The 24315-nt window shown below is 56.6% G+C and carries 25 protein-coding genes; 18 read left to right on the top strand and 7 right to left on the bottom strand.

The window, feature by feature from the left end; translation table 11 throughout:
• Positions 1-100: 100 nt before the first annotated feature.
• On the bottom strand, positions 101-433 hold the full coding sequence (locus tag COHPA_RS0115565) for a PadR family transcriptional regulator (protein ID WP_027087086.1): 333 nt from the start codon (positions 431-433) through the stop codon (positions 101-103).
• A gap of 187 nt (positions 434-620) precedes the next feature.
• Here COHPA_RS0115565 and COHPA_RS0115570 point away from each other — a divergent pair, with 187 nt between their 5' ends.
• The 5 genes from COHPA_RS0115570 (at position 621) to cyoD (ending at position 5042) form a co-directional block, all read left to right on the top strand.
• Entirely contained in the window at positions 621-866 is a 246-nt protein-coding gene (locus tag COHPA_RS0115570; RefSeq protein WP_027087087.1) for a hypothetical protein, read from the top strand.
• Positions 867-1109: 243 nt separating this feature from the next.
• The gene (cyoA, locus tag COHPA_RS0115575; RefSeq protein WP_027087088.1) at positions 1110-2114 is read left to right on the top strand and encodes a ubiquinol oxidase subunit II; all 1005 of its coding nucleotides are present in this window, start codon (positions 1110-1112) and stop codon (positions 2112-2114) included.
• A gap of 20 nt (positions 2115-2134) precedes the next feature.
• Complete coding sequence (locus COHPA_RS0115580) at positions 2135-4105, top strand: cbb3-type cytochrome c oxidase subunit I (protein ID WP_027087089.1); 1971 nt, start codon at positions 2135-2137, stop codon at positions 4103-4105.
• Entirely contained in the window at positions 4106-4726 is a 621-nt protein-coding gene (gene cyoC, locus COHPA_RS0115585; RefSeq protein ID WP_027087090.1) for a cytochrome o ubiquinol oxidase subunit III, read from the top strand.
• A 1-nt stretch (position 4727) separates the two neighbouring features.
• Positions 4728-5042, top strand: coding sequence for a cytochrome o ubiquinol oxidase subunit IV (gene cyoD, locus COHPA_RS0115590; protein WP_027087091.1), 315 nt, complete (start codon positions 4728-4730; stop codon positions 5040-5042).
• A 53-nt stretch (positions 5043-5095) separates the two neighbouring features.
• On the opposite strand, the gene COHPA_RS0115595 is transcribed toward cyoD, so the two are convergent.
• The 3 genes from COHPA_RS0115595 to COHPA_RS0115605 all read right to left on the bottom strand — a co-directional run bounded on the left by COHPA_RS0115595 (position 5096) and on the right by COHPA_RS0115605 (position 6862).
• Positions 5096-5365 carry a DnaA N-terminal domain-containing protein gene (locus COHPA_RS0115595; protein WP_027087092.1) on the bottom strand — a complete coding sequence of 90 codons (270 nt, stop codon included), beginning with the start codon at positions 5363-5365 and terminating at the stop codon, positions 5096-5098.
• Between the two features lie 17 nt (positions 5366-5382).
• On the bottom strand, positions 5383-5880 hold the full coding sequence (locus tag COHPA_RS0115600; RefSeq protein ID WP_027087093.1) for a hypothetical protein: 498 nt from the start codon (positions 5878-5880) through the stop codon (positions 5383-5385).
• A gap of 91 nt (positions 5881-5971) precedes the next feature.
• A complete protein-coding gene (locus COHPA_RS0115605; RefSeq protein ID WP_027087094.1) occupies positions 5972-6862 on the bottom strand; it encodes a cation diffusion facilitator family transporter in 891 nt (296 codons plus the stop codon).
• A 377-nt stretch (positions 6863-7239) separates the two neighbouring features.
• On the opposite strand from COHPA_RS0115605, the gene COHPA_RS0115610 reads away from it, so the two are divergent.
• The 3 genes from COHPA_RS0115610 to COHPA_RS0115620 are packed head-to-tail and all read left to right on the top strand — an operon-like array spanning position 7240 to position 10535.
• A complete protein-coding gene (locus COHPA_RS0115610; protein WP_027087095.1) occupies positions 7240-8691 on the top strand; it encodes a circularly permuted type 2 ATP-grasp protein in 1452 nt (483 codons plus the stop codon).
• A gap of 27 nt (positions 8692-8718) precedes the next feature.
• Positions 8719-9672, top strand: coding sequence for an alpha-E domain-containing protein (locus tag COHPA_RS0115615; protein ID WP_027087096.1), 954 nt, complete (start codon positions 8719-8721; stop codon positions 9670-9672).
• A complete protein-coding gene (locus COHPA_RS0115620; RefSeq protein ID WP_027087097.1) occupies positions 9669-10535 on the top strand; it encodes a transglutaminase family protein in 867 nt (288 codons plus the stop codon). Before COHPA_RS0115615 ends, COHPA_RS0115620 begins: the two co-directional genes overlap by 4 nt.
• 226 nt (positions 10536-10761) lie before the next feature.
• Here COHPA_RS0115620 and COHPA_RS0115625 read toward each other — a convergent pair whose 3' ends face one another.
• Positions 10762-11397 (bottom strand): DsbA family oxidoreductase, encoded by a 636-nt coding sequence (locus COHPA_RS0115625; RefSeq protein ID WP_027087098.1) that lies wholly within the window; start codon positions 11395-11397, stop codon positions 10762-10764.
• 197 nt (positions 11398-11594) lie between these two features.
• Here COHPA_RS0115625 and COHPA_RS0115630 point away from each other — a divergent pair, with 197 nt between their 5' ends.
• The 5 genes from COHPA_RS0115630 (at position 11595) to COHPA_RS0115650 (ending at position 17097) form a co-directional block, all read left to right on the top strand.
• Positions 11595-12374: an aldo/keto reductase gene (locus COHPA_RS0115630; RefSeq protein ID WP_051421856.1), complete on the top strand. Its 780-nt coding sequence runs from the start codon at positions 11595-11597 to the stop codon at positions 12372-12374.
• A gap of 121 nt (positions 12375-12495) precedes the next feature.
• Complete coding sequence (locus COHPA_RS0115635) at positions 12496-12924, top strand: RrF2 family transcriptional regulator (protein ID WP_027087100.1); 429 nt, start codon at positions 12496-12498, stop codon at positions 12922-12924.
• A gap of 72 nt (positions 12925-12996) precedes the next feature.
• Entirely contained in the window at positions 12997-13308 is a 312-nt protein-coding gene (trxA, locus tag COHPA_RS0115640; RefSeq protein ID WP_027087101.1) for a thioredoxin, read from the top strand.
• A 1101-nt stretch (positions 13309-14409) separates the two neighbouring features.
• Positions 14410-14985, top strand: a complete 576-nt coding sequence (locus tag COHPA_RS0115645; protein WP_027087102.1) for a TetR/AcrR family transcriptional regulator — start codon at positions 14410-14412, stop codon at positions 14983-14985.
• A 90-nt stretch (positions 14986-15075) separates the two neighbouring features.
• Positions 15076-17097 (top strand): YhgE/Pip domain-containing protein, encoded by a 2022-nt coding sequence (locus COHPA_RS0115650; protein ID WP_027087103.1) that lies wholly within the window; start codon positions 15076-15078, stop codon positions 17095-17097.
• Between the two features lie 69 nt (positions 17098-17166).
• Here the strand turns inward: COHPA_RS0115650 and COHPA_RS23620 are convergent, their stop codons facing one another.
• Together COHPA_RS23620 and COHPA_RS25860 are read right to left on the bottom strand one after the other, a co-directional pair.
• The gene (locus COHPA_RS23620; protein ID WP_027087104.1) at positions 17167-17880 is read right to left on the bottom strand and encodes a hypothetical protein; all 714 of its coding nucleotides are present in this window, start codon (positions 17878-17880) and stop codon (positions 17167-17169) included.
• Positions 17881-18188: 308 nt separating this feature from the next.
• Complete coding sequence (locus tag COHPA_RS25860; protein WP_169733271.1) at positions 18189-18332, bottom strand: hypothetical protein; 144 nt, start codon at positions 18330-18332, stop codon at positions 18189-18191.
• 117 nt (positions 18333-18449) lie between these two features.
• Between COHPA_RS25860 and COHPA_RS0115665 the strand changes: the two genes are divergently transcribed.
• The 5 genes from COHPA_RS0115665 to prmC all read left to right on the top strand — a co-directional run bounded on the left by COHPA_RS0115665 (position 18450) and on the right by prmC (position 24116).
• Complete coding sequence (locus tag COHPA_RS0115665; RefSeq protein ID WP_027087105.1) at positions 18450-19316, top strand: DUF6612 family protein; 867 nt, start codon at positions 18450-18452, stop codon at positions 19314-19316.
• 127 nt (positions 19317-19443) lie between these two features.
• Positions 19444-20544, top strand: a complete 1101-nt coding sequence (gene ychF, locus COHPA_RS0115670; protein ID WP_027087106.1) for a redox-regulated ATPase YchF — start codon at positions 19444-19446, stop codon at positions 20542-20544.
• A 293-nt stretch (positions 20545-20837) separates the two neighbouring features.
• Positions 20838-21953 (top strand): hypothetical protein, encoded by a 1116-nt coding sequence (locus COHPA_RS0115675; RefSeq protein ID WP_027087107.1) that lies wholly within the window; start codon positions 20838-20840, stop codon positions 21951-21953.
• A 153-nt stretch (positions 21954-22106) separates the two neighbouring features.
• Positions 22107-23186: a peptide chain release factor 1 gene (gene prfA / locus COHPA_RS0115680; protein WP_027087108.1), complete on the top strand. Its 1080-nt coding sequence runs from the start codon at positions 22107-22109 to the stop codon at positions 23184-23186.
• Between the two features lie 27 nt (positions 23187-23213).
• The gene (prmC, locus tag COHPA_RS0115685; RefSeq protein WP_027087109.1) at positions 23214-24116 is read left to right on the top strand and encodes a peptide chain release factor N(5)-glutamine methyltransferase; all 903 of its coding nucleotides are present in this window, start codon (positions 23214-23216) and stop codon (positions 24114-24116) included.
• The last annotated feature ends 199 nt before the right edge of the window (positions 24117-24315 follow it).

The raw sequence follows: 24315 nt of genomic DNA on the forward strand, positions 1-24315 counted from the left end.
GCGTCGGCTTCCGATGGTTCCATTGTAACCCAGCGGAGACGATGCCGAATCCATCTGCGGTGCATAACCGACCTGGACCTGAGGAGGGGATTGCCGTTCGTTACTGAACCGGGAATTCTCCTTCATTAATGAGCTCGGTTACGCTGGCTACGAATGCGTTCCAAGCGGCGATCATTTCTTTGGCGTATTCCAGTCCGTCCGGCGTCAGCTTGTAATACTTCCGCGGAGGGCCGCCGCTCGATTCTTGCAAGTAGGTGGTGCAGCGACCTTCGTTCACTAATCGGCGCAAGAGCGGATAGAGCGCGCCCTCGGCCACTTCGATATGCTTGGATACCGCCTCCGCGAGCTCGTAGCCGTAACGGTCGTGCTTGTTGATGAGCGCGAGCACGCACAGCTCTAGAACGCCTTTCTTGAATTGCGTGTTAATGTCCACGTTGTACCTCCATTCCGGGTTGCTTAAGCGCGGCAGATTTGTCGATGTCTATAAATTAACACACAGTACTGATTAATGCAAGGTACTGATCTGAAATTAGTACGGACGAAAACGACTTTAATTCGTCACAATTCTGTGATAAAATAGTCACAACTAAAGCGCTTGCACGGAAAGGGGAATGAACATCATGAACAATCGCGCCATGTCACGGATGCTCAAGTGGGTAGCGATGGTCGTCATCGTGGCGGGGGTCGTATGCTGCCTGCTCAATCTCGCGCAATTCAACGATCGCAATCTCGGACTAATGGTAGGAATCGGATTTCTGATCGGCGGCGCCCAAATTATGCTGTTCGGCGTGATCGCTCCGCTTATGCAGCGTAACCACGAAGACGCCGGGCCGGTTCAGACGCTTGCGACGGAGCAGGCGCAGTAACGGACGATCGAACATTCCAGTAGGGCTGCCCGTAAGGTCGAATCGACCTTCGGGCGGCCCTTTGTTTTTTTCGCTGGCGCATATGTTGATCGGAAAAGTTGTGATAAAAATCACAATATGACAAAGGCGTGAACATTTTATTGCGGAAATAAGGCGGATAATTGACGCAATTGTTAACTGTGAGGAAGTCGATTTTCGTTTCTGCTATGGTGTGTACATAAGCGATGGATGGGAGAGATACACATGGCGGCAAAGTTGCGGCGAATAGCCGCGGTACTATCGCTCGTCGCGATGGCGGCGCTAACGGCGGGCTGCAGCGATAAGATAGTCGTGCTGAACCCCAAGGGGGAAGTCGGCAAGCAACAACTCGATCTAATAGTTATATCTACCCTGCTTTGTTTGATCGTCATCGTTCCCGTTCTTATCATGACGTTCGTTATCGTCTGGCGTTATCGCCAGAAATCGAATAGCAAAGCCAAATACCGTCCCGAATGGGAGCACAACTCCAAGCTCGAGATGATATGGTGGGGCATTCCGATTGTCATCGTCGCGATCCTGGGTATCGTCACGGTTCGTTACACGCACATCCTTGAACCTTCGAAGCCGCTCGCGAGCGACAAGGAGCCGATCGTCATTCAAGTGACCTCGCTCGACTGGAAATGGCTCTTCCAATATCCCGACCAGAAGATCGCGACCGTTAACTACGTACAGTTCCCGGCCAACGTTCCCGTACGCTTCGAGCTGACGTCGGACGCGCCGATGAACTCGTTCTGGATTCCGCAGCTCGGCGGGCAGATCTATACGATGTCCGGTATGGCGATGAAGCTTCACCTGATCGCCGATGAGCCGGGTGAATATATGGGCATGGGCGCGAATTTCAGCGGCAAAGACTTCGCCAAGATGCAGTTTACGGCGAAAGCGACCACGACGGAGGAATTCGACGCATGGGTGAAAGACGTTAAGCGGGCTACGCCTAAGTTGACGGACGAAGGTTACGAGCAACTGGCTAAGCCGGGCGTCGTCATGGGTACGATGGAGTTCTCGGATATTCCGGACGGGCTGTTCGATCGGATCGTGACAAAATACGGCACGTCGCACGAAGGGCATTCGCGGCCAAGCGAATCATCCGAAGGCTCGGAGCATCCGGAGCATCCGGAGCATTCGGGGCATTCGGGGCATGAAGGAATGGACATGGATGGGGTCGAATCCGCTGTCGAGCCGACGCAGGTTTCCGCGCATCAACATTAAGACAGGAAGGGGGAAACGATATGTGGGACAATATTAAAGATTTCGCATCCGAATTTTTCGTCACCGGCGATCCGCTCATCTACGGCGCGGACGTCGCGATCGTGCTTACGGTCGTCGCCATCGTCTCGGCCCTTACGTACTTCAAGAAGTGGAAGTGGCTTTGGCGCGAATGGCTGACGACCGTCGACCATAAGAGAATCGGCATCATGTACGTCATCGCTTCTCTACTCATGCTGTTCCGCGGAGGCGTCGACGCCCTGCTCATGCGCACGCAGCTGGCGATGCCGGAATTGGATTTCCTCGAACCGGAACACTATAACGCGATTTTCACGACGCACGGCGTCATTATGATCTTGTTCATGGCCATGCCGCTGATGTTCGGTTTGTTCAACTTGGTCGTGCCGCTCCAGATCGGGGCGCGCGACGTCGCTTATCCGTTCCTGAACTCGGTCAGCTTTTGGCTGTTCTTCATGGGAGCGATGCTGTTCAATATGTCGTTCGTCATCGGCGGTTCGCCGGACGCGGGCTGGCTGTCGTATCCGCCGCTCTCGGAGACGATGTTCAGCCCCGGACCGGGTCAAGACTTCTACATCTGGGGCATTCAGATTTCCGGTATCGGCAGCTTGATGACCGGGATCAACTTCATCGTCACGATTCTGAAAATGCGCGCGCCGGGCATGCGTCTCATGAAAATGCCGATGTTCACCTGGTCGACGCTGTCGAGCTGTCTGACGATCATTCTTGCGTTCCCGATTCTGACGGTAACGTTGGCGCTGCTCTTCATCGACCGTTACCTGGGCGCGCACTTCTTCACGCTCGACGGAGGCGGCAACCCGATGATGTACATCAACCTCATCTGGATGTGGGGTCACCCGGAAGTGTACATCGTCGTCTTGCCGGCATTCGGGATTTTCTCCGAAATCGTGGCTACGTTCTCGAAAAAACGGTTGTTCGGTTATAAATCGATGGTGTTCGCGCTGATGAGCATCAGTTTCTTCTCGTTCTTCACGTGGGCTCACCACTTCTTCACGATGGGCTCGGGCGCCAACGTCAATGCGTTCTTCGCGGTGACGACGATGTTGATCGCGATCCCGACCGGGGTCAAAGTATTCAACTGGCTGTTCACGATGTATCGCGGACGCTTGTCGTTCCCGACGCCGATGATGTGGACGATCGCCTTCATTCCGTGCTTCGTCGTCGGCGGGATGACAGGGGTGCTCCTGTCGGTCGCGCCGGCGGACTTCCAGTTCCATAACAGCTACTTCCTGATCGCTCACTTCCACCAGGTGCTGATCGGCGGCGTCGCGTTCGGTTTCTTCGCCGGCCTGTATTACTGGTGGCCGAAGGTGTTCGGCTTCACGCTTCACGAAGGGATCGGCAAGTGGGCGTTCTGGTTCTGGAACATCGGCTTCTACGTCTGCTTCATGCCGCAATACGTGCTCGGACTTATGGGCATGACGCGCCGGATGAACACCTACGGCTGGGACCGCGGCTGGTGGGAGCTCAACCTGACGTCGACGATCGGCGGCTTCCTGATGGGGATCGGTTTCCTGTTCCAGGTGTGGCAAATTCTCCACAGCATCAAGTTCTTCAAGAAAGCGCCCGCGGATCCATGGAACGGGCGTACGCTCGAATGGACGATTCCTTCTCCGGCGCCCTTGTACAACTTCGCGACCTTGCCTCGCGTCAGCGAGCGCGATCCGTTCTGGGAAGAGAAGCAACGCCGCGAGAAGGGTATTCTGCCTCCGCCTCCGCCGCCTCTCGAGCCGATCCACATGCCGCGCAACTCGGGCGTTCCGTTCGTTATGTCGGCGTTCTGGTTCGTGGCGGGCTTCGGTTTCGTCGAACATTGGACATGGATGGCGATTGCCGGACTTGTAGGCGTCGCGGCTAGCATGATGGTGCATTCGTTTAATTACAATACCGACTACTACATCCCGGTCGACGAGATCAAACGTACCGAGGCTGCAGCGGCAAAGGGGGCTGTCTAAATGGCGCACGCTAACCATACGTCGTCCGCGGCGCATGGCCACGGCCACGACGACGGGCATCACGATCCCGAAGCGCTTCGGATGATGGGCTTCTGGATATTTCTAATTACCGACTGCATCCTGTTCGGAACGCTGTTCGCCACGTTCGCGGTGCTTCATGGCAGTACCGCGGGCGGGCCGACGCCTTCCGAATTGTTCGAGATGGGCGGCGTGATCGCCGAGACGTTCATCTTGCTTACGAGCAGCTTCACGAGCGGTCTTGCCGTTCTGTCGATGAATCGCGGCGATCGCAAAGGGCTTATCGGCTGGCTCGCCGTCACGGCATTGCTCGGAGCGGCGTTCATCGGGCTTGAAGTGACGGAGTTCGTTAAATTGGTCGACGAGGGCGCGGCGATCTCAACCAGCGCCTTCTGGTCGGCGTTCTTCACGCTCGTCGGCACGCACGGTTTGCACGTATCGCTCGGACTCGTGTGGATGATCTCGATCATGCTGCAGCTTCGCAAGCGCGGCATTACGCCGGTTACCCGCCGCAAAGTCGGAATCGTCAGCTTGTATTGGCATTTTCTCGACGTCGTCTGGATTTTCGTGTTCACAATCGTGTACCTGATGGAGGTGATGTGAGATGGCGCGCCAACATGACGAGCATGAATCGCACGGTTCGCTGAAATCCTACGTGATCGGCTTTCTGCTGTCGCTCGTGCTGACCGCGATTCCGCTCGTCGTCGTACTGAACGACTTGATGGAAGGGACGCCCGCGAAGGTGCTGCTACTCGGCTCGGCCGTGCTGCAGTTCGTCGTGCAGTTGTTCTACTTCATGCACCTGAAGGAAGAGAAGAAGCCTCGCTACAATCTGATGGTGCTCCTTCTCGGCATCGCGATCGTGCTGACAATCGTGGCGGGATCGATCTGGATTATGACCTATAATAAAGTGGCTTAGGTTAAGCCGACAACAAAGAACCCCTTACGACGATCGTCGTAAGGGGTTTCGTGTTATTGCTTCGTCTCGAAACGGAACTCGAAGCTCGGATTCCCTGTGAGTTTATGAATGGCTTCTCGAATCAGTTTACTGTACCTGACTTCCAGCCACTCGCTCTTCAAAGTCTCTTCGGACACGATCGTGAGCCGATGTTCATTCCCGAACGCCGAGGTCTGCGAGAACCATGTATCGAAAGCGGGCTTGGACAATTGATCGCTTATGATCGCTAAGACTTGATTCCAGAGCTCGGATTGATCGACGGGTCCGTCGACGCGGATAGGCATGGACATTCCTCCTCGGATCAGGATTGCTGGAGTTTGCGAATATCGGTTTCGACGGTAAAGAGACGGTCATTCAAAACTCGCATTTGATTGTCCGTGCGTTCGAACCGATCCGCTGTCTTCTGATTCACTTGATGCAGAATCGCTACGACGTCATCGTTCTGGGTATGTTCGATTCGATCCAATTGGTTCTGCATCGCGGATAGCTGCCTGATTACGGTTTCCATGTTGACTTCCAGATTGCCGACTTTTCCGTCCAAATTGGCGGTTATGCCTTCTAGCTTACCGACTCGCGCATCTAGCTTGCTGACGCGCTCGTCCAGCTTGCCGACTCGCGCATCTAGCTTGCTGACGCGCTCGTCCAGCTTGCCGACTCGCGCATCTAGCTTGCTGACGCGCTCGTCTAGCTTGCCGACTCGCGCATCTAGCCGATCCAGCTTCGTGTGTACGGGCGAGAGTCCCTTCTTCAGCTCGCTTTGCATGACTTCTCTCAATGCCTCGATCAATTGCGGTTCCATCCGATCACCCCGTGTTCGTGATTGATGTCGTCCCGTGTCGTAATCTAAGTATACAATAGCGGGAAAAAGGAAAAAACGCAAACATTTGTTCCTATTTCGCGTACCAAGGATTCAAATGCACCATAACCTCGATGACGTCGGAGTCCGCCTCCATAATCCGTTGCTTAATCATACGGCTAATGTCGTGCCCGTGCTGTATCGTGAAGTCGCCGGGAACGCCTACGCGAACGTCGACGGTAATGTAGTGTCCGTGCTCGCGGGCGCGGACGCGGTCGATGCGCTTGATCGGTTCGATTCCGATAATGAGCGCTTCGTACTTCGCGAGCTTCTCCTGCGAGACGTTGCGCTCCATCAGAATGTTGACGGCTTCGTGTCCGATCTCCCAACCGAGCTTCAGCACGAGCGCGGAGACGATGATACCCGCGACCGGATCTCCATAGACGCCCCACGACCAGCCATAATGCTCGCCCAGCAAGCCGATGCCGATGCCGATCACGGCGGCGAGCGAAGCATATACGTCGGCTAGATGGTCGTACGCGGTCGCGAGCACGCTCTTGCTGTTCGTCGCTTTGCCGACGCGCAGCGTATAGATGTACAGCCCTTGTTTCCATACCAAGGACAAGGCCGCGGCGCCGAGTGCCAGCCAGCTCTCTCCGCCTTCCGGATCGAACAGCGCGGCGATCGACTGCAACGCGATCCATAGCGCGGCAATGATAAGAACGATGGAGACGAACGCGGACGCGACGACCTCGGCTTTGCCGTGACCATAGGGGTGGTCTTCGTCGGCCGGCTTCTTGGATACCATGGACGAGGTGAGCGCCGCAACGGTCGCGATGATGTCTCCCGCGTTGTGTACGCCGTCCGCGAGCAGAACGGGGCTTCCGAGCAGAAGACCCGCGGCGACTTTCATGATCGTTAGCACGATGTTGCTGATCAGGCTTATCCATATCGCCAGTAGTCCCGAATGATGCCTCTCCGCCACAAAAATTGCCCCTTCAAATAAAGTTTGCCCCGCGCAAAAAATAAATCAGGCTCTCAACCCCTGGGTTGAGAGCCTGTCGTTCCTTATTATTGTTACATAATGAAATAACCTGTCTTCATATAAATAAACCATGGGTGACGGCCACCCTTTCTTCATGCGTTGCTCGTCGTGCATTGATCCTATTGTATCATGCGTGCCCTATCAAAGCGAGTCGTCATGCCGAAAATCGGGCCTGAAAGGCAGGAAAAACCTTGTTATGTTACTTATGCGTTACATTTAGATCAATCTATGGCATAGTCGTGTGATAAACATTGACATGAATATACGACCGTCTTATCATTACTGTAAAACCCAAACTTGGAGGGAGTCGTTCTTGCATGGGGATGACGAACGAAGCTTATCGAACATCGCCTTCCTCCCGCTTTTACAATGAAATGTACGACGGGGCCCGGGTGCGCGGGCATTATGCCAAAGTCCATCAGACGCTCGCCCGCATGTCGGCCGAGGAGCGGATGGCGCGCCAGAATCAAATGAACGGCAGATTGCTGGAAGAAGGAATTACGTTCACGCTATCCGGCGGCGATAAAGACGCGCTGGAGCGCACGATTCCGTTCGACCTCATCCCCCGTATCATTCCTTCGTGCGAGTGGGACGTCATCGAGCAAGGAACCCGTCAACGGGTCCGCGCGCTGAACGCTTTTCTGGCCGATATCTATCATGAGCAATGCATCCTGAAGGATGGGATCGTGCCGCGCCGGATGGTCATGGCCAATCGTTATTTTCGCATGGAGATGATGCGGTTGCCCGTTCCCGGCCATACATACGTTACGGCCGCCGGGATTGACCTGATTCGTAACGAGCAAGGCGACTACTTCGTCCTCGAAGATAATTTGCGTTCCCCTTCCGGCTTCTCTTACGTGTTCAAGAGCCGATCGATCATGCAGCACGATTTCCCCGAACTCTACTTCTCCTACGCCGTTCGCGGCATCGAGCAGACGCTTCACGCTTTTCGCGCTTCCCTTCGCCATCTCGCGCTAACGGATAAGAACGAACCGGTCATTGCTTTATTGACGCCCGGCAGCTTTAATTCGGCGTATTTCGAGCACGCGTTCCTCGCCCAGCAATTAGGTCTCGAGCTAGTGGAAGGGCGGGACCTCGTATGCCGGGACAACAAAATATATATTCGCAATCTATCCGGTTACAAGAAGGTTGACGTGATTTACCGCCGCATCGACGACGAATACCTCGACCCGCTGGCGTTCCGGCCGGATTCGCTGCTTGGCGTCGCCGGACTGATGAACGCATACCGGTTCGGCAACATCGCCATCGCCAACGCGCCCGGTACGGGAGTCGCCGACGATAAAGCGATCTATACGTTCGTGCCGGAGATGATCCGGTATTACTTGAACGAACGCCCGATTCTAAGCAACGTTCCGACGTACCTGATGAGCCGTCAGGACGAACGGGAGCATGTGCTCGAGCGGCTGGAAACGATGGTCGTAAAGGAAACCTCCCTATCCGGAGGCTATGGGATGCTCATCGGTCCGGCTTCCACGGAATCGGAGCGAGCGCAATTCGCCGCCAAAATCCGCGCCAACCCCGACAATTACATTGCCCAGCCCACGATTCAGCTATCCACGGCGCCGATTAGCTTGGAAGGTCGAATGGTTCACCGCCACATCGACTTGCGCGTGTTCGCGCTGCAAGACGGCAACCAGGTTCACGTGCTGCCAGGCGGGTTAACGAGAGTGGCCATGACGGAAGGCTCGCTTGTCGTTAACTCCTCGCAGGGCGGCGGCTGCAAGGATACATGGATCATTGCGGAATGACGAAGTTTAGGAAGGGGGCGCCACCCAATGCTGGATCGAATCGCGGAGTCGCTTTTTTGGATCGGCAGGTATTCGGAACGGGCGGAAAATCATGCGCGGTTATTGGACGTCTATTATCACCTTCGGGAAGATAGTCCCGGCGTCGACGAGACGGTCTGGCAACGCATCGCGAGCACGCTCGGGGACAGCGCCAGCTATGAAGAACGGTATGACGCGTACGTCGAAAGAGACGTGTTGCATTTCCTGACGCTCGATCCGACGCAGACAAATTCGCTGCTGACTTGCATCGGCCAAGCGCGCGACAACATGAGGAAGATTCGCGAGCAGCTGCCTGCGGAGCTATGGAACCTCATGAACGGCTTTTACTTGTGGCTTAAGGGAGTTCATGTCGATGAAATCGTCCAATCGTCGCCGCATCGTTTTTTTCAACGGGTGAAAGAAGGGCTCGCCGCGTTCCAGGGGACGGCGGTATCGATCACGCTGCGAGACGAGTCGTGGCACATGATGGAAAGCGGCAGATACTTGGAACGCTCGGAGAACGTGCTGCGGCTGCTTCAATCCGTTTCGGAGAAATTGCCCGAATCGAACAACTCCTCGTATGCTTTTACGTTGGCCGTACTGAAATCGGCCGGGGGTTACGAGGCGTTCCGCAAGCTGGATATGGAGGAATTCTGCATGGAAGGGGTAGCCCGCTTCCTTCTGCTGCAAGAGACGTTCCCGCGTTCCGTGCATTTCTCGATCAGCTCCTTCGAGCAGCATCTGAAGTCGATGCGCGCGCACGCGGATCAATCCGGCTCCGGGCTCGAGCGCGTCATCCGCATGGCGGGCAAGGCCCGGTCCGAGCTAGGTTGGCTGGACCGCAACGAGATTAACCTGGCGACGCTCGGGGTCATCCTGCATCAATTGATGGCGACGAGCAGGCAGCTCGGAGAATCGGTAGCCAAGTATTTCATGTCTCCGGGACGGGAGGTTATCGCATGAAGCTGGAAATTTGCCACGTCACCAAGTATCGTTACGCGGCACCGGTGACCGACAGCGTCAACGAGATCAGGCTCACACCGCGGACCGACGAGCGCCAAGCGTGCTATCAGCATCGATTGGCGATCGAGCCGAACGTGCAGCTTTTATCGTACGAGGACTTTTTCGGCAATCGCGTGCACACGTTCACGGCGAACCATCCGCATCGCGAGCTCGTTATCACTTCTTATTCGACGGTCGTGACGCGGGATCGCGACGTCGTCTGGAAAACGGCTTGGGGGCCGGAGGAATCGTGGCAACGGGTGCGCAGCGAGGACTTCGTCGATCGGAACGCGGAATATCTGTTGCCGACCGCGTTCTCGACGTTCCATCCGAACGTTCAGGAATACGCGGCGCGCATTCGGGGTGAAGAGTCCGGCGTATTCGGATTCGTGCGGAACGCCGCCGGCGCGATATTCGGCGATTTCGAATACAAGCCGTTATCGACCGGCGTTCATACGACGGCCGACGAGCTCATCGGCATCGGGTCGGGCGTATGCCAGGATTTCGCCCATCTGCTCATCGCGGTATGCAGGCTCAGAGGCGTGCCGGCCCGTTACGTGAGCGGGTATCACTTCGTCGGCGATCTTCAGGGGCGGAACGCGGACTTCGAGCAGGCGTCGCACGCCTGGGTCGAAGTTTACGTGCCCGGAGTCGGCTGGCAGGGGATCGATCCCACGAACAACAATCTGATCGACCGGCGCTACGTGAAGCTCGGCCACGGCCGGGATTACAATGACATCGTGCCGGTAAAGGGGATCTATCGCGGAACCGGGGATCAAACGCTGCAAGTGACGGTCGACGTGCGGTTGGCGGAGGCAGGGTGAGCGAAGTTAATCGGGAAAATAAAGGAACCGTTTTCCGTTATTCCGAACGAATCGCATATTCCAAAAGAAATAGCGGAACTGGGTTCCGCTATTTCTGTGTGTGTATAGGTTTTTCCCGGTAAAAGTGCGAAATTACGGAACTCAGTTGCGCTATTCGGGCGAAATCGGGGTGTGCATCTGGAATAACGGAACTCAGTTCCGCTATCCAGCCGAAACCGGCGCGGTCTTATCCCTGCTTGATCTTCTGGAACGCCTCGAGGAACTGCTTAGCCGGGTACGCGCCTGACAGTGCGTATTTGCCATCCAAGATGAAGAACGGCACGCCGCTAATGCCGATGTTCTGCGCGTTCTGTTGGTCGTCCTTGACGGACTCGCTGCCTTCTCCGGCGTCCAAGAGCCGCTTCAGCTCTTCCGTGTCGACGCCAAGCTCTTCGCGGGCGATCGCGAGCAATACGTCCAACTGCGCGATGTCTCTGCCGTCTTCGAAGTAGGCTTTCATGACGGCGTCGACCCAGTGCGCTTGGCCTTCTTCCTCCAGCAGCGACGTGACTCTGTGCGCAAGCACCGTATTCGGCATGCGGGAGACTTCATCGAACTTGAACGTTACGCCGACCGCCGCTCCCGCGTCGGTTACGCGCTGAAGCATCGGACGCAGCTTATCGGCTCCGCCGAACTTTTTCTCCATCGCGCTGTTGAACGGCAATCCTTCGGGAGGAAGCGTCGGATCCAGCTGGAACGCATGGTATCTGACCGTTACGCTCTCGCCTGTCGCGTTCTCCCACGCCGCGATGGCGTCACTCATATTCTTTTTGCCGATTCGGCACCATGGACATACCATATCGGAATAAACGTCGATTTGCACCGTGATCCCCCCATAAACGAACGATTGTCCTCTTAGTATGACAGACATCCGAAACGCGGGCAATTGTGTACGGGAAACGATACAATGATAGAATAGAGGAAAAGGATCGAGGGCGAGTGAGATCGGGCTCGACGAAGGAGGAGAAAGAATTGAAATTAGCGATTGATCAGACGGTCGAGCTGCTGAACGGAGTGCGCATGCCGCAACTCGGCCTTGGCGTATGGCGTACGCCGGAAGGCGATCAGACGGTAACCGCGGTATCCGCCGCCCTAGAAGCGGGATATCGAGCGATCGATACAGCCGCTCTATACGAGAACGAGAACAGCGTCGGACAAGCGGTTCGTTCGTCCGGCATTCCGCGCGAGGATATTTTCATCACGACGAAGGTGTGGAACAGCGAGCAGGGCTACGATAAGACGATCGCGGCGTTCCATAGAAGCATAGAGCTTCTGAACATGGACTACGTAGACCTTTACCTGGTTCATTGGCCGGTCAAAGGCAAGTACAAGGAGACGTACCGCGCGCTGGAACACCTGTACGAGCAAGGCAAGATCCGCGCGATCGGCGTAAGCAACTTCAACATCCATCATCTAGAGGATTTGATGGGCGAGTGCCGCATCAAGCCGATGGTAAACCAAGTCGAGCTGCATCCGCTGCTCACGCAGAAGAAGCTGCTGGCGTTCTGCCGCAAGGAAGGCATTCAACCGGAATCGTGGCGCCCGCTCATGAACGGCAACCTCGACTTGCCGCTTCTGGCGGAGCTGGCTGCGAAGTACGGCAAGACGCCCGCGCAGATCGCGATTCGCTGGCAATTGCAGCTCGGCATCGTCACGATTCCGAAGTCGGTGCGGCCGGAGCGCATTCGCGAGAACGCCGGCGTATTCGATTTTACGCTTGAACCGGAGGACGTGGTGCGCATCGACGCCTTGAACGAGAACCGCCGTTTCGGCGCGGACCCGGACAACTTTGATTTCTAACCGCCGTGCTCGGGCATACTAACAGGGTTCTTATAACGTCTGGCGCGCTCCGCGAACGGAGACCTTGACAGTCGCAACTGTAACTGATAATATTACAGTAACGATGGGGGAGGCGCTCTGCATGAACAGTGAATTCATTATTGCTGTCCACGGCCTTGTGCTGTTGGCCCATCGACCGGATGGCATGGCTTCCAGCGAGGAGATCGCCAGCAACGTATGCACGAACCCGGCTAGAGTCCGCAAAGTGATGAGCGTTCTGCGCAAGAACGGTTATATCGAGACGCGCGAAGGCTCGGGAGGCGGCTACAGGCTGGTCGCCGATCCGCAGTCGATTACGCTCGCGAGCGTGTATCGCGCCTTGGCGGCAGGTTCGCTTGCGCCCGGCTGGTGCAGCGGCAATCCGGAGATGGATTGCGTCGTCGGCTCTAATATGCAGGACGTGATGAACGCGGTATTCTGCGGAGCGGACCAACAGCTTGAGGCATACCTCGAGACGATTACGATCGGGCGGATGCTGTCGCAGATCGAGGCCAAGGCCGGAATTCCATAGTGGGTGCAGCGGGACTACCCGACCATCATAAGCTTTAATACATTCCGATATAGCGATAAGGAGAGATGAACCATGGCAGTAGCTGTGACGAAAGAAAATTTTAAAGACACCGTATCGCAAGGCGTTTCCCTTCTTGACTTCTGGGCACCTTGGTGCGGACCTTGCAAAATGCAGCTTCCGATCGTAGAGGAGCTGTCCTCCGAGCTTGAAGGCAAAGCGACGATCGCGAAAGTCAACGTCGACGAAGAGCCTGAGCTCGCAAGCCAATTCGGCGTGATGAGCATTCCTACGCTGATCCTGTTCAAGGACGGCCAACCGGTCGACAAGCTTGTCGGTCTGCAATCGAAGGCCGCGCTGCAAGCGAAGATCCAAGGCCAACTGTAAGAGCGTTAACGAGAAGCTGCCGCGACATCGCGGCAGTTTTTTCTTTGACCTATCAGAAAGTATAAAATGGGGGGTTAGAAGCTGCCTATTTCAATCGGGTGGTGTGGGATGAGCACGGATCGTAAAGCGGACATACCCGGGGGTATATTCGTAGGTGCTAGCGTGATAGTCGCTATCGTGTGACCGTGAATACGTCCTCGCAGCGACGGAGTGAATTGGACCTCTGTCACCCACTCTCTCTGCCAACCAATAGAACCTGCGAGAACCTGCGAGAACCTGCGAGAACCTGCGAGAACCTGCGAGAGTACAGTTATTTCATAGACCCGGTAAGGTGTTAATTCAATAAATGCAAATGTGCAGGTGATAGCTAGCCGCGTGACTCCATTGAGTGTTTGCAGGACTAATACCTGTAATTTTGCAGGATGGGGGGATAAACGAGCGCTTTCGAGTAGGATTATCTGCAGAATGGCAGGTGTGCAGCGACTCCGGTGGAGGACAAAGTGTGCGAACCCCCGGTGCAGCGACGCCAGTGGAGGACAAAGTGTGCGAACCCCCGGTGCAGCGACGCCAGTGGAGGACAAAGTGTGCGAACCCCCGGTGCAGCGACGCCAGTGGAGGACAAAGTGTGCGAACCCCCGGTGCAGCGACTCCGGTGGAGGACAAAGTGTGCGAACCCCCGGTGCAGCGACGCCAGTGGAGGACAAAGTGTGCGAACCCCCGGTGCAGCGACGGAAGGGGGAGGGTCGTCCATCCTGTACGCCTGACGCACGCCGCCTTTGGCGCCAAAAGCGCATGCCGGGAGAACTGCAAGGAGGGATTGCAACGGTACTTCAGCGGTTGAGACGAGCATGCACGACCGATCCGAGCGTGAACTTCTTTGGCGGTTTTTCTTAATCATGACATCATTCTAAGCCGAGCATGAATATCATTACATTTGGACAATGTACTTCCGATGTTTTTTCAAGCAAACAATTTCATTGTTGATTGCTAACGCTCTTCCGGTCGCTGTTGCAAACCGAAAGTAACGGTGATAATATAGTGTCTATGACCGAGTGACCGAAAATGGTTTTTGGTCAATCAATGAAACGGAGGCGGATGCGCATGTCGATCGACCGTCGCAAGCTGATCGTGGACGCGGCAACGCAATCGTTCGCCTTGTACGGCTACAAGGCGACCACGATGGACCAGGTGGCGAAGCTTGCGGGCGTCGGGAAGGGTACGATCTATACGTTCTTCACGACGAAGGAAGAGCTGTTCGACGAAATCATGAATTCGCTCATTCAAGACATGAAGCGGGTAGCCGACCAAGAATACGATCCCGGGCGAACGTTCTTCGATAATTTAAGCCGGATTCTAAGCCGCATGCTCGATTATCGCGAGAAGCATCAACTGGCGCACAAGATGGTGCAGGAAGTGCGGGACATGGGCACGCCGAAAGCGACCGAAGGGTTGAACCGAATCGAGCGCGCGCTGCTCGGTTATATCGAGGTCAAGATCGGGACCGCGGTCGAGAAAGGCGAGCTGAAGCCGTGCGATCCCGGGCTGACGGCGTTCATCCTGGTGAAGCTCTACTTCGCGCTCGCGACGGAATGGCCGAAGTCGAACGAGCCGCTGGACAAAGAGAGCATGACGGATATTTTCCGTTCGTATCTGATGGACGGCATCGCGCCTCAATAAGAGTATCAAGCCGACGGTAAGGGTGCTTACCGTTTTTATGTCCAATAGAATGACCAAATGAACATTTTAGTCAATCAGGAGAGATGCTTAATGAAAGGGTTAAAGCAATTCGCGCAAGAAGTAGCGGCGATCGTCCGCCATCCGAGGACGTTGATACCGGTCGCGGGGGTGCTGATGATTCCCGTGATGTACAGCGGCATGTTCCTCGGAGCGTTCTGGGACCCCTACGGCAACATGGATAAGCTACCGGTTGCCGTCGTGAACGCGGATGCCGGGACGGTGACCGACGGAAAGACGATTCGGATCGGGCAAGATTTCGCGGACGAGCTCAAGCAGAATGCCAGCTTCGATTGGCAATTCGTCGGACGGGAACAGGCAGAGAAGGGATTGAGCGATCATTCCTATTACATGGCGATCGAGATTCCGGCGGACTTCTCCGCGAAGACGGCGACGCTGACGACGGAACAGCCTTCGCCTGCCGAAATCGTATTCTTGAAAGACGAGGGCAGCAACTTCCTCGCTTCGCAAATCGGCAACAACGTCGTAGAGCGGATGAGAACGGAGTTAAGCCAAGAAGTGACTAGAGCGTATGCCCGCACGGTGCTGGACGAAATGTCCGCGCTAGCGGACGGATTGGGCGACGCGAGCAACGGGGCGGGCGAGCTTGCTGCGGGGGCAGCCGACGCGAAGGACGGCGCGGCTATGCTGAGGGAGAATCTGCACAAGCTCGCGACCGGCTCCGAGACGATGCAGCAAGGCATCGATAAGCTGGCGTCGGGGGCGAGCGCATTGACGACAGGCGCGGCGGACGCTCGGGAGGGGAGTGCCGCCCTTGCCGATGGTTTGGCGCAGTTGAATGAAGCGAAGGCGCAACTGGCGAGCGGTGCCGGCGATGTCGACCAAAGCGCGCAAGCGTTGGCAGACGGGTTGGATGTGTCCGCGGCAGGCGCTGCCAAGCTGCAATCGAGCGCCGCGGCGCTGTCCGCAGGATTGTCGCAGCTTGCCGAGGCGAAGCCTGAGCTCGCGGACGATGCAAGCTTTAAGCAACTGCTTGCCGCCAGCAAGCAACTCGCCACAGGCGCGGCCGACGCACAAGCAGGGCAAGAGAAGCTCGCAGCCGGCGCCGATACGCTAAAAGACGGTGTGCACCAGTTGGCTGGCGGCTTGACGGCGTTCGGAGACAAGCTGGGCGAGGCAACGGACGGAGGCAAGCATCTGGCATCCGGAGCTGAGCAACTGCATACGGGTGCGGCTCAGTTGAACAAAGGCATGAGCGAGCTGTCGGACAAGTTTCAAGGGATCGCGGACGGCTCGAGCAAGCTGGATCAAGGCGCGTCGGACATCGCCAGCGGCCTGATCAAGCTCGCCGACGGCACGGACCGGCTGTCCAGCAAGCTTAGCGACGCGGCGAAACAGACTTCCGGCATTAGCGGAGACGGCACGGACGGCGTTATCGACATGTTCGCCAGTCCTGTCGGACTTGACGTCGTCAAGACGACGGAGGTCGCAAACTACGGAACGGGATTCGCGCCTTACTTCTTGTCGCTCGGGTTGTTCGTAGGCGGGTTATTGCTGACGGTCGTCTATTCCGTGAAGGAACCGGCCGTCGCGCCTCGGAACGCGTGGAGCTGGTTCGCCGGCAAAACGATGACGTTGGTGTTGATCGGAACGCTTCAGGCGTTAATCGCGGACGCCGTTCTGTTCTACGGCATCGGATTGGAAGTAAGGAGCTTGCCGTCGTTCGTGCTGTTCAGTATTCTGACTAGCGTGACGTTCATGAGCATCATTCAACTGCTTGTTGCCACGATGGGCAATCCGGGACGTTTTCTGGCGATCATTCTGCTCATCTTCCAGCTTACAAGCTCGGGCGGCACGTTCCCGCTGGAGATGATTCCAAGCTGGCTGCAGAGCGTAAGCTCATGGTTGCCGATGACCTACGCCATCGACGGATTCCGGGCGATTATCTCAAGCGGCGACTTCTCGGCGATGCGGAGCAACGCGGGCGTGATGGCGGTCTATATCGCGGCGTTCGCGGCATTGACCTACGCGTTCTTCTTCCTCTCGCACCGTAAGCAGCAACGACAAGCGTCGGCTAAAGCGAGCCACGCCTAATAGAAGGCCTCTCCCCAAGAGCTGTCGCGGCTCGATCGGGAGAGGCCTTCGTTGTTGGCGAGGCTTAGATTAGGTTGTCCATTGCCCATGAACGATGGAGACAAGCTTCCAGTCTTCGCCGGATGGAACGAACACGAGCACGAGGCTTTGCCAGTCCATGCCTTCGAATTGCGCGTCGAAGCCGGGAAAGAAGAATTCCACGTAAGAAGCGCCGGGATAAACTTCGGTTCCGTTGAAGAGCGTCGTTCCTTTGGCAAGCGTGTGATTGACGGTGACGTTAGGCGCTTCGGCAAAATCTTGGTTGTAGACGAATTTATCGTAATAGTCCCGGAAAGTGAGCTCGATCGGCTCCCCGCTTCCGTCGGCGATTCCCCAAGTCAGCAGGTTCGTATCCTTGAAATCGGGCAATTCGCCGGACTTGAAAACCTGGCTGCTCTCTGAATCGATGTGCGAATACGGAGAGAAGCGCAGCCCCTGCCGAGGATCGATCCAGTCGGACAAGGACGCCAAGTCCCGGTCGCGGAGCAGTTCTACGATATTCGCGGCCGCGTCCTTCAAAGCAACTTCGGCATTGTCGGCCGGTTGCTCGGCATTGTCCTTCGATGGTTCCGCGGTCGGTTCGCTGCTATTGGTAGCTGTCGGTTGTGATTGCTCAGAGGAAGAAGACGGAGAAGTCTCCGGAATCGTGCTCGGCGAATTCGTGTCGTTATTCGAGGAAGAGCCGCAGCCAGCCAAGAGGAGCGCGAGAAGAGCCGCGGTTAGAAGCGGTACCATTCTGCGCATCGTACATTACCTCCTTGCGTTCATGTAAACGGTTAGACGCAAAAATAATCAAGATGTTGTGCGGAAATCGGAATTGGTAAATTTTTTTATTTATTAGCCACACCGAAAGGTACGAATGGGATAGCGGAAGATGGGGAGTCATTCTAACGGATTAGCTAGAAATCGGCGCAAAGGCGCGGGCTAGAGCCTGATTTGGGGAATGTTAACGAGGCGGGTCGTTTAGGTCGGGCATGCTCAGTCCGCCATGCAAAGGCGATACGGACGGAGCATGCCGTTAAAGGCAGATTGAGCCGTACGCGCATGGCGGTTTAGTCTGTTTCTTTGTTTTTTTGCGGGACCGGCGCGACCGATTTCGTTCGTTCCAAGGTGTCGTTCACGAACGCCATGTCCTGATTGCGGGCCTTCATATTCGTCGTCCCTTTGTAATTGCCTTTGTGGGATTTGTTCTCCATTTTACTCTCAGCCTCCTTCCTTTCGTCATTGTGCGCATTGCCGAATCCCGCTATCCATGAGGGCGAGTTAGTTCGAGACCGACGAAGATTCGATTGTATCAAGGAGGAAACGCCGATATGAACTTGTTACGTGCAGGTGTGCGCCGCGCCGCAGGCATTGGAACGATTTTCTTCATGCTAGCGGCATGCGGTGCCGGGAAGGAAGCCGACAACACCCCCGCTGCCGCCGCGCTGGCCGAGGGGCAATCCGCGGCGGTCCAGATGAAGAAGTACGCGTTCGAGATGCAAATGGACCAGAAGCTTAGCGGAACGCCGGATACGACCGCCGACGTGAAGGTAGACATGCAAGGGCTTGTGGAGCGCGAACCGCTGAAGCTGGACCAGACGATCCATACGACGATCGACGGAGAGACGTCCGTCGTACGGGCGGTTATCGTTCCGGAAGGGTATTACATGTATTCGCCGGAATACGAGGAATGGAGTAAGCTGTCGACCGAGACCGCGGGCGAGAACACGGCTACGCTATCCGATTATCAAGTAGATCCGGGGAACGCGGTGCAGGCGATCGGAGGGTTGTCCGAATTCGCCAAGCTGGAGGGCGGCAATCGTACGCAAGTCGTTCGCTACGAGGGTGCCGGAACGGAGGCGAACGTCTATGCGATTAAGCTTCTGGAAAGCACGATGGGCTTATCGGCCATGGATGAACGGATGCAGAAGAGCCTGAAGGTCAACAAGCTCCGAGTGGAGCTAACGCTCGATGCCGAGCAGCGTTGGCCGTTGTCGTACGCGATCGACAGCGATCTGTCGTTGGAGCTGGAAGCCGGGAAGCCGACGACCGTGCAGACGATGTTGTCGGGCTCATACAGCGACGTGAATCAATCGCGCTCCGTCGCGCTGCCCGACGAGGCCAAAGGCGCGTTAAGTCCCGAAGAAATCGACGAACGGCTCGGGGACGATCCGCTGAATCTCAATGAAGGCGAATGACGGCGTTCGGGGCGCTATCTGTGGACGTTACGCCGCCGTTCTTGTATAATGGCGTGAGAATTGAACAGCTTGACGATCTTGGCGCATGGATTCGCGAGGGTCGCAAGAAATCAGGAGTGTTAATGGAATGGCATTGTCGTGCGGAATCGTCGGGCTTCCCAACGTCGGGAAGTCTACCTTATTTAATGCAATTACCCAGGCGGGCGCGGAATCCGCGAACTATCCGTTCTGTACGATCGACCCGAACGTCGGCGTCGTAGAAGTTCCGGACGAACGGCTGCAGAAGCTTGCGGAGCTCGTCAATCCGAACCGGATCGTGCCGACCGCGTACGAATTCGTGGATATCGCCGGTCTCGTCAAGGGCGCAAGCCGCGGCGAGGGCCTGGGCAATAAATTCCTCGCGAACATCCGCGAGGTGGACGCGATCGTTCACGTCGTTCGCTGCTTCCAAGACGAGAATATTACGCACGTCTCGGGCAAGATCGATCCGATCAACGATATCGAGGTCATTAACCTCGAGCTCATCTTGACCGACATCGATTCCGTCGATAAGCGGATCGAGCGCACGCGCAAGAACCTGAAGGGCGGCGACAAGAAAGTCGCGCAGGAGCTGGAGGTGCTCGAGCGGATTCACGCTACGCTTCATAACGAGAAGCCGGCGAGAAGCGTCGAGCTGACGCCGGAGGAAATGCTGCTCGTACGCGACTTGCATCTTCTTACGATGAAGCCGGTGCTGTACGCGTGCAACGTCAGCGAGACCGAAGCGGCGAACGCCGACAGCAATCCGTACGTACAGCAAGTACGCGAATTCGCTGCCGCCGAGGGCTCCGAGGTAGTGCATATCAGCGCGAAGGTGGAATCCGAGATCGCCGAGCTGGAGGGCGAAGACAAGCAGCTCTTCTTCGAGGAGCTTGGCCTTACCGAATCCGGCCTCGATCGCCTCATCCGCGCATCCTACAAGCTGCTGGGCCTATTCACGTATTTCACGGCCGGCGTCCAAGAGGTTCGCGCATGGACGATCCGCAAAGGAATGAAGGCGCCGCAAGCGGCGGGCGTCATTCACTCCGACTTCGAGCGCGGCTTCATCCGGGCGGAATGCGTCTCGTACAGGGACTTGGTCAGCTCCGGTTCGATGAAAGCAGCCAAAGAGAAGGGCCTCGTTCGTCTAGAGGGCAAAGAGTACGTCGTCAACGACGGGGACGTCATGCATTTCTTGTTCAACGTATAATCGCTAAAGCGATTAAAGCCAAGCCGGTTTAAACCAGCTTGGCTTTTTTTGCGCGGGCAGGGGTGGTTTGTAGGTGGTTGTTTGTATGAAATATCGTACAGAGCGGCGAGCGAGGCGAGTTGTCGCAGGCATGAGAGGTGGCTCGTCGCAGGTGCGAGTAGGCGTATTAGGTCGTTCGTCGCATGAGTAGGCGCGCATGCAACCTTTAGTCGTGATCGCGCGTCTGAGGGGATGGTAGGTCAAGCTGATCCTGCCAGAGACAGACCGAATGGAAAGACGAAAGGAGCAATCACATGAACAAGAAAAAGGCGATCATCCTGCTTACGGCGGTAGGCCTGCTCGGTACTTCGGCGGCAGTCGGCGCGAAAGGGTTGGTCAGCAAGGTAAACGGCATGCTGCGCGGCGACGTAGCCGTATCGATTAACGGAGACATGACGTCCCTCCATCCCGTATACATTGACGGCAAAGCGTACTTGCCGATTCGCGAGGCGGCACCGGTGCTCGGCTATAACCTCAATTATCTTGGGAATAAAATCGAGTTGAACGAAATCGCAGACGAGTCGGAGGCGGAATACGTGCAGACGATGGGCGTGATCGTTGACGTACAGCAGGACAAAGACCAGTATCGGGTAGAGGTGCTCGGCAAGGGGCCTCAAAGCTGGGTCATCCTATACGTGGACCAAGATACGAAATTGACCGGACCGGACGGCGAGGCGATGGCGGCGAAAGATCTTAAAGCCGGTCAACAGATCATCGCGCAATTCGGTCCGATGATGGCGATGAGCTTCCCGCCGCAATCCCACGCGGCCACGCTTAACGTCCGCTCGGAAGCACTGATCCAAGAATCGACGATCCAAGCGGTAGAACATACGGATGACGGCTGGAAGGTCGAATTCGGCGAAACGAAAGACGGTAAAGAAACGACGACGCTGGTGCTGAACGCGGGCAAAGAGACGTCCGTCCTCGACGCGCAAGGACAGTCGGTCGCTTGGGAGGATCTGAAGGCGGGCATGAAAGTTCGCGCGTACTATGGCCCGATCATGACGAAGAGCTTGCCGCCGCAAAGCCCGCTGCACTATCTCGTCGTGCTGGATGCCGCTCAATCCTCCGTGGCTCCCGCAGCCGCTAAGGAGTTCCGCGACCTAGCATGGACGCTGGTGCCGGAGAATGAAAAGGCGCATCTGACGACGAAGCAGGACGATGCGAAGGTAGAAGCGGTTCGCGCCGCGGATGTCGCGATTCTCGGCAAGACGGATGAGCAGACGAAACGGCTTGAGGAGATCAAGGCAGCCGGAGGAGAAGTCATTACGGTTACGTATACGACGGACCGCGACGAGCTGATCGGACCTCTCGTCATGGCATTCGATCCGGATACGAAGCAGCTGCTCGGGTTTTTCATCAGAAAATAACGATATAGACTCGTAGATACAGGCCCGGGCATGCCCGGGCCTGTTCTGCGCGGTTCGGTTATTCGCCATGGCAGTCATCGCATCGTCACGAAACCGTCAACCTGTGCTATACTAAGATCAATCATGTTCAGATATAACGGAGGTTGAGGAGAAGTGCTGGACCGTCTGCAAGTGTTGGCGGATCGATATGAGAAGCTTAACGAGTTATTGAGCGATCCCGATGTGGTGAGCGATTCCGCGCGCCTGAGAACCTACTCGAAAGAGCAGGCGGGCCTAGAAGAAGCTTATCGCGCTTACGAAGAATATAAACAAGTGTTGGAGCAACTGCAGGACGCCAAGGCGATGCAGGGAGAGAAGCTGGACGACGAGATGCGCGAGATGGTGAAGCTCGAGATCGAAGAGCTGACCGCGAAGCGCGACGAGCTGGAAGAGACGATCCGCATTCTGCTGATGCCCAAAGATCCGAACGACGGCAAAGACGTCATCGTCGAGATTCGCGGCGCGGCCGGCGGCGAGGAAGCGAACTTGTTCGCGGCGGAGCTGTACCGGATGTACGCCAAGTATGCGGACAGCCAAGGCTGGCGGACGGAAGTGCTGGAAGCGAGCGTGAGCGATCTTGGCGGCTTCAAGGAAGTGATCTTCTCGGTCAGCGGTTCGGAAGCCTACCGCAAGCTGAAGTACGAGAGCGGCGCTCATCGCGTGCAGCGCGTGCCGGAAACCGAGTCGGGCGGCCGCATTCATACGTCGACTTCCACGGTCGTCGTCATGCCGGAGGCGGAAGAGCTCGACATCGTTATCCACGACAAAGACATTCGCGTCGATACGTTCTGTTCGAGCGGAGCAGGCGGCCAGTCGGTTAACACGACGAAATCGGCGGTTCGCGTGACGCACATCCCGACGGGCATCGTCGCGACGTGCCAGGACGGCAAATCGCAGAACGATAATAAAGACAAAGCGCTTCAGGTGCTTCGGACGCGCATTTACGACATTAAGCGCCAGGAAGAGGAAGCGAAGATTTCCGGCGAACGCCGCGAGAAGATCGGCACGGGCGATCGAAGCGAGCGGATCCGCACGTACAACTTCCCGCAGAGCCGGGTGACCGATCACCGGATCGGGCTGACGCTGCACAAGCTTGACTATGTCATGAACGGCGATATGGACGAGATCGTCCAGGCGTTGACCTTGGCCGAGCAAGCGGAAATTCTTGAACGCGAGAACATGGGTCAAGCGTAAGAGACTTGATCTTGGAGGCATTAGGCTGTGAGAGAGCAAGCGAATTCGAACGATTGGACGATCGGCGCCGTGCTGCGCCGAGGCGCCGACAGCTTGCGGCAAGCCGGAGTAGAAGAAGCGAACGCGGACGCGGAGCTTCTTCTTCTTTATTTGCTAGGGATTAGCAAGGCGAAGCTGCTGCTGGATTGGCGGGAGACGATGCCCGAGAATAAACGGGCGGCGTGGACGGAGATGCTGGCGCGCAAAGCGGCGGGGGAACCGGCTCAGTATATCGTCGGCGAGCAATATTTCTATGGGCGGCGGTTCGAGGTTACTCCGGCGGTGCTCATCCCGCGGCCGGAGACGGAATTGCTCGCCGAAGCGGTGCTGGAGCTCGGCGATCGGCTATGGCCGCCCGGCTCGCAAGCGCCTGCTGTGCTGGACGTTGGCACCGGCAGCGGCGCGCTTTCGATCACGCTCGCGGCGGAGCGACCGGCATGGCGCGTATTCGCATCCGACCTATCGCCGGATGCGCTCGCGATGGCGCGGAACAACGCGGCGAAGCTAGGCGTCATAGAGCGGATTACGTTCGTGCAAGGAGACTTGCTGACACCGTTCATGGGAGCGGGAAGCGGCTATCCGCCGAGCGATATATTGGTGTCGAACCCGCCGTATATTCCGTCCGCTGACATTCCCGGCCTCCAGCGCGAGGTTCGCGCCCATGAACCGCACCTTGCGCTCGACGGAGGCACGGACGGTCTGAACCCGTACCGCGCGATGGCCAGCCAGCTGTCCTCGCTGTCCGCGTTGCCGCGAGTCGTCGCATGGGAAGTGGGCATGGGACAAGCGGAAGACGTCGCCGCGCTGCTGCGGGAAGCCGCAACATGGACGGAAATCCGTTTCGTGAAGGATTACGCGGGCATTGATAGGCATGTTATCGCAGTGCTGTAACGGTCACTATCGGCCACTTTGGCGAAATCAATGTACAGGATGCATTAATTTCAATGGATGGCCGCCTCAATTTGCAACTGCACGAAGTACAGTTCGTTTGGCACTAGATGAGCTTTTCGACACTTTAGGCGAGCGTGAGATGTATTCTGTACAAGTATTGTGCCGAATTAACGGGATTTAGGGGCAGCTAACTGTATTC

Source organism: Cohnella panacarvi Gsoil 349 (genome assembly GCF_000515335.1).
Classification (GTDB): Bacteria; Bacillota; Bacilli; order Paenibacillales; family Paenibacillaceae; genus Cohnella; species Cohnella panacarvi.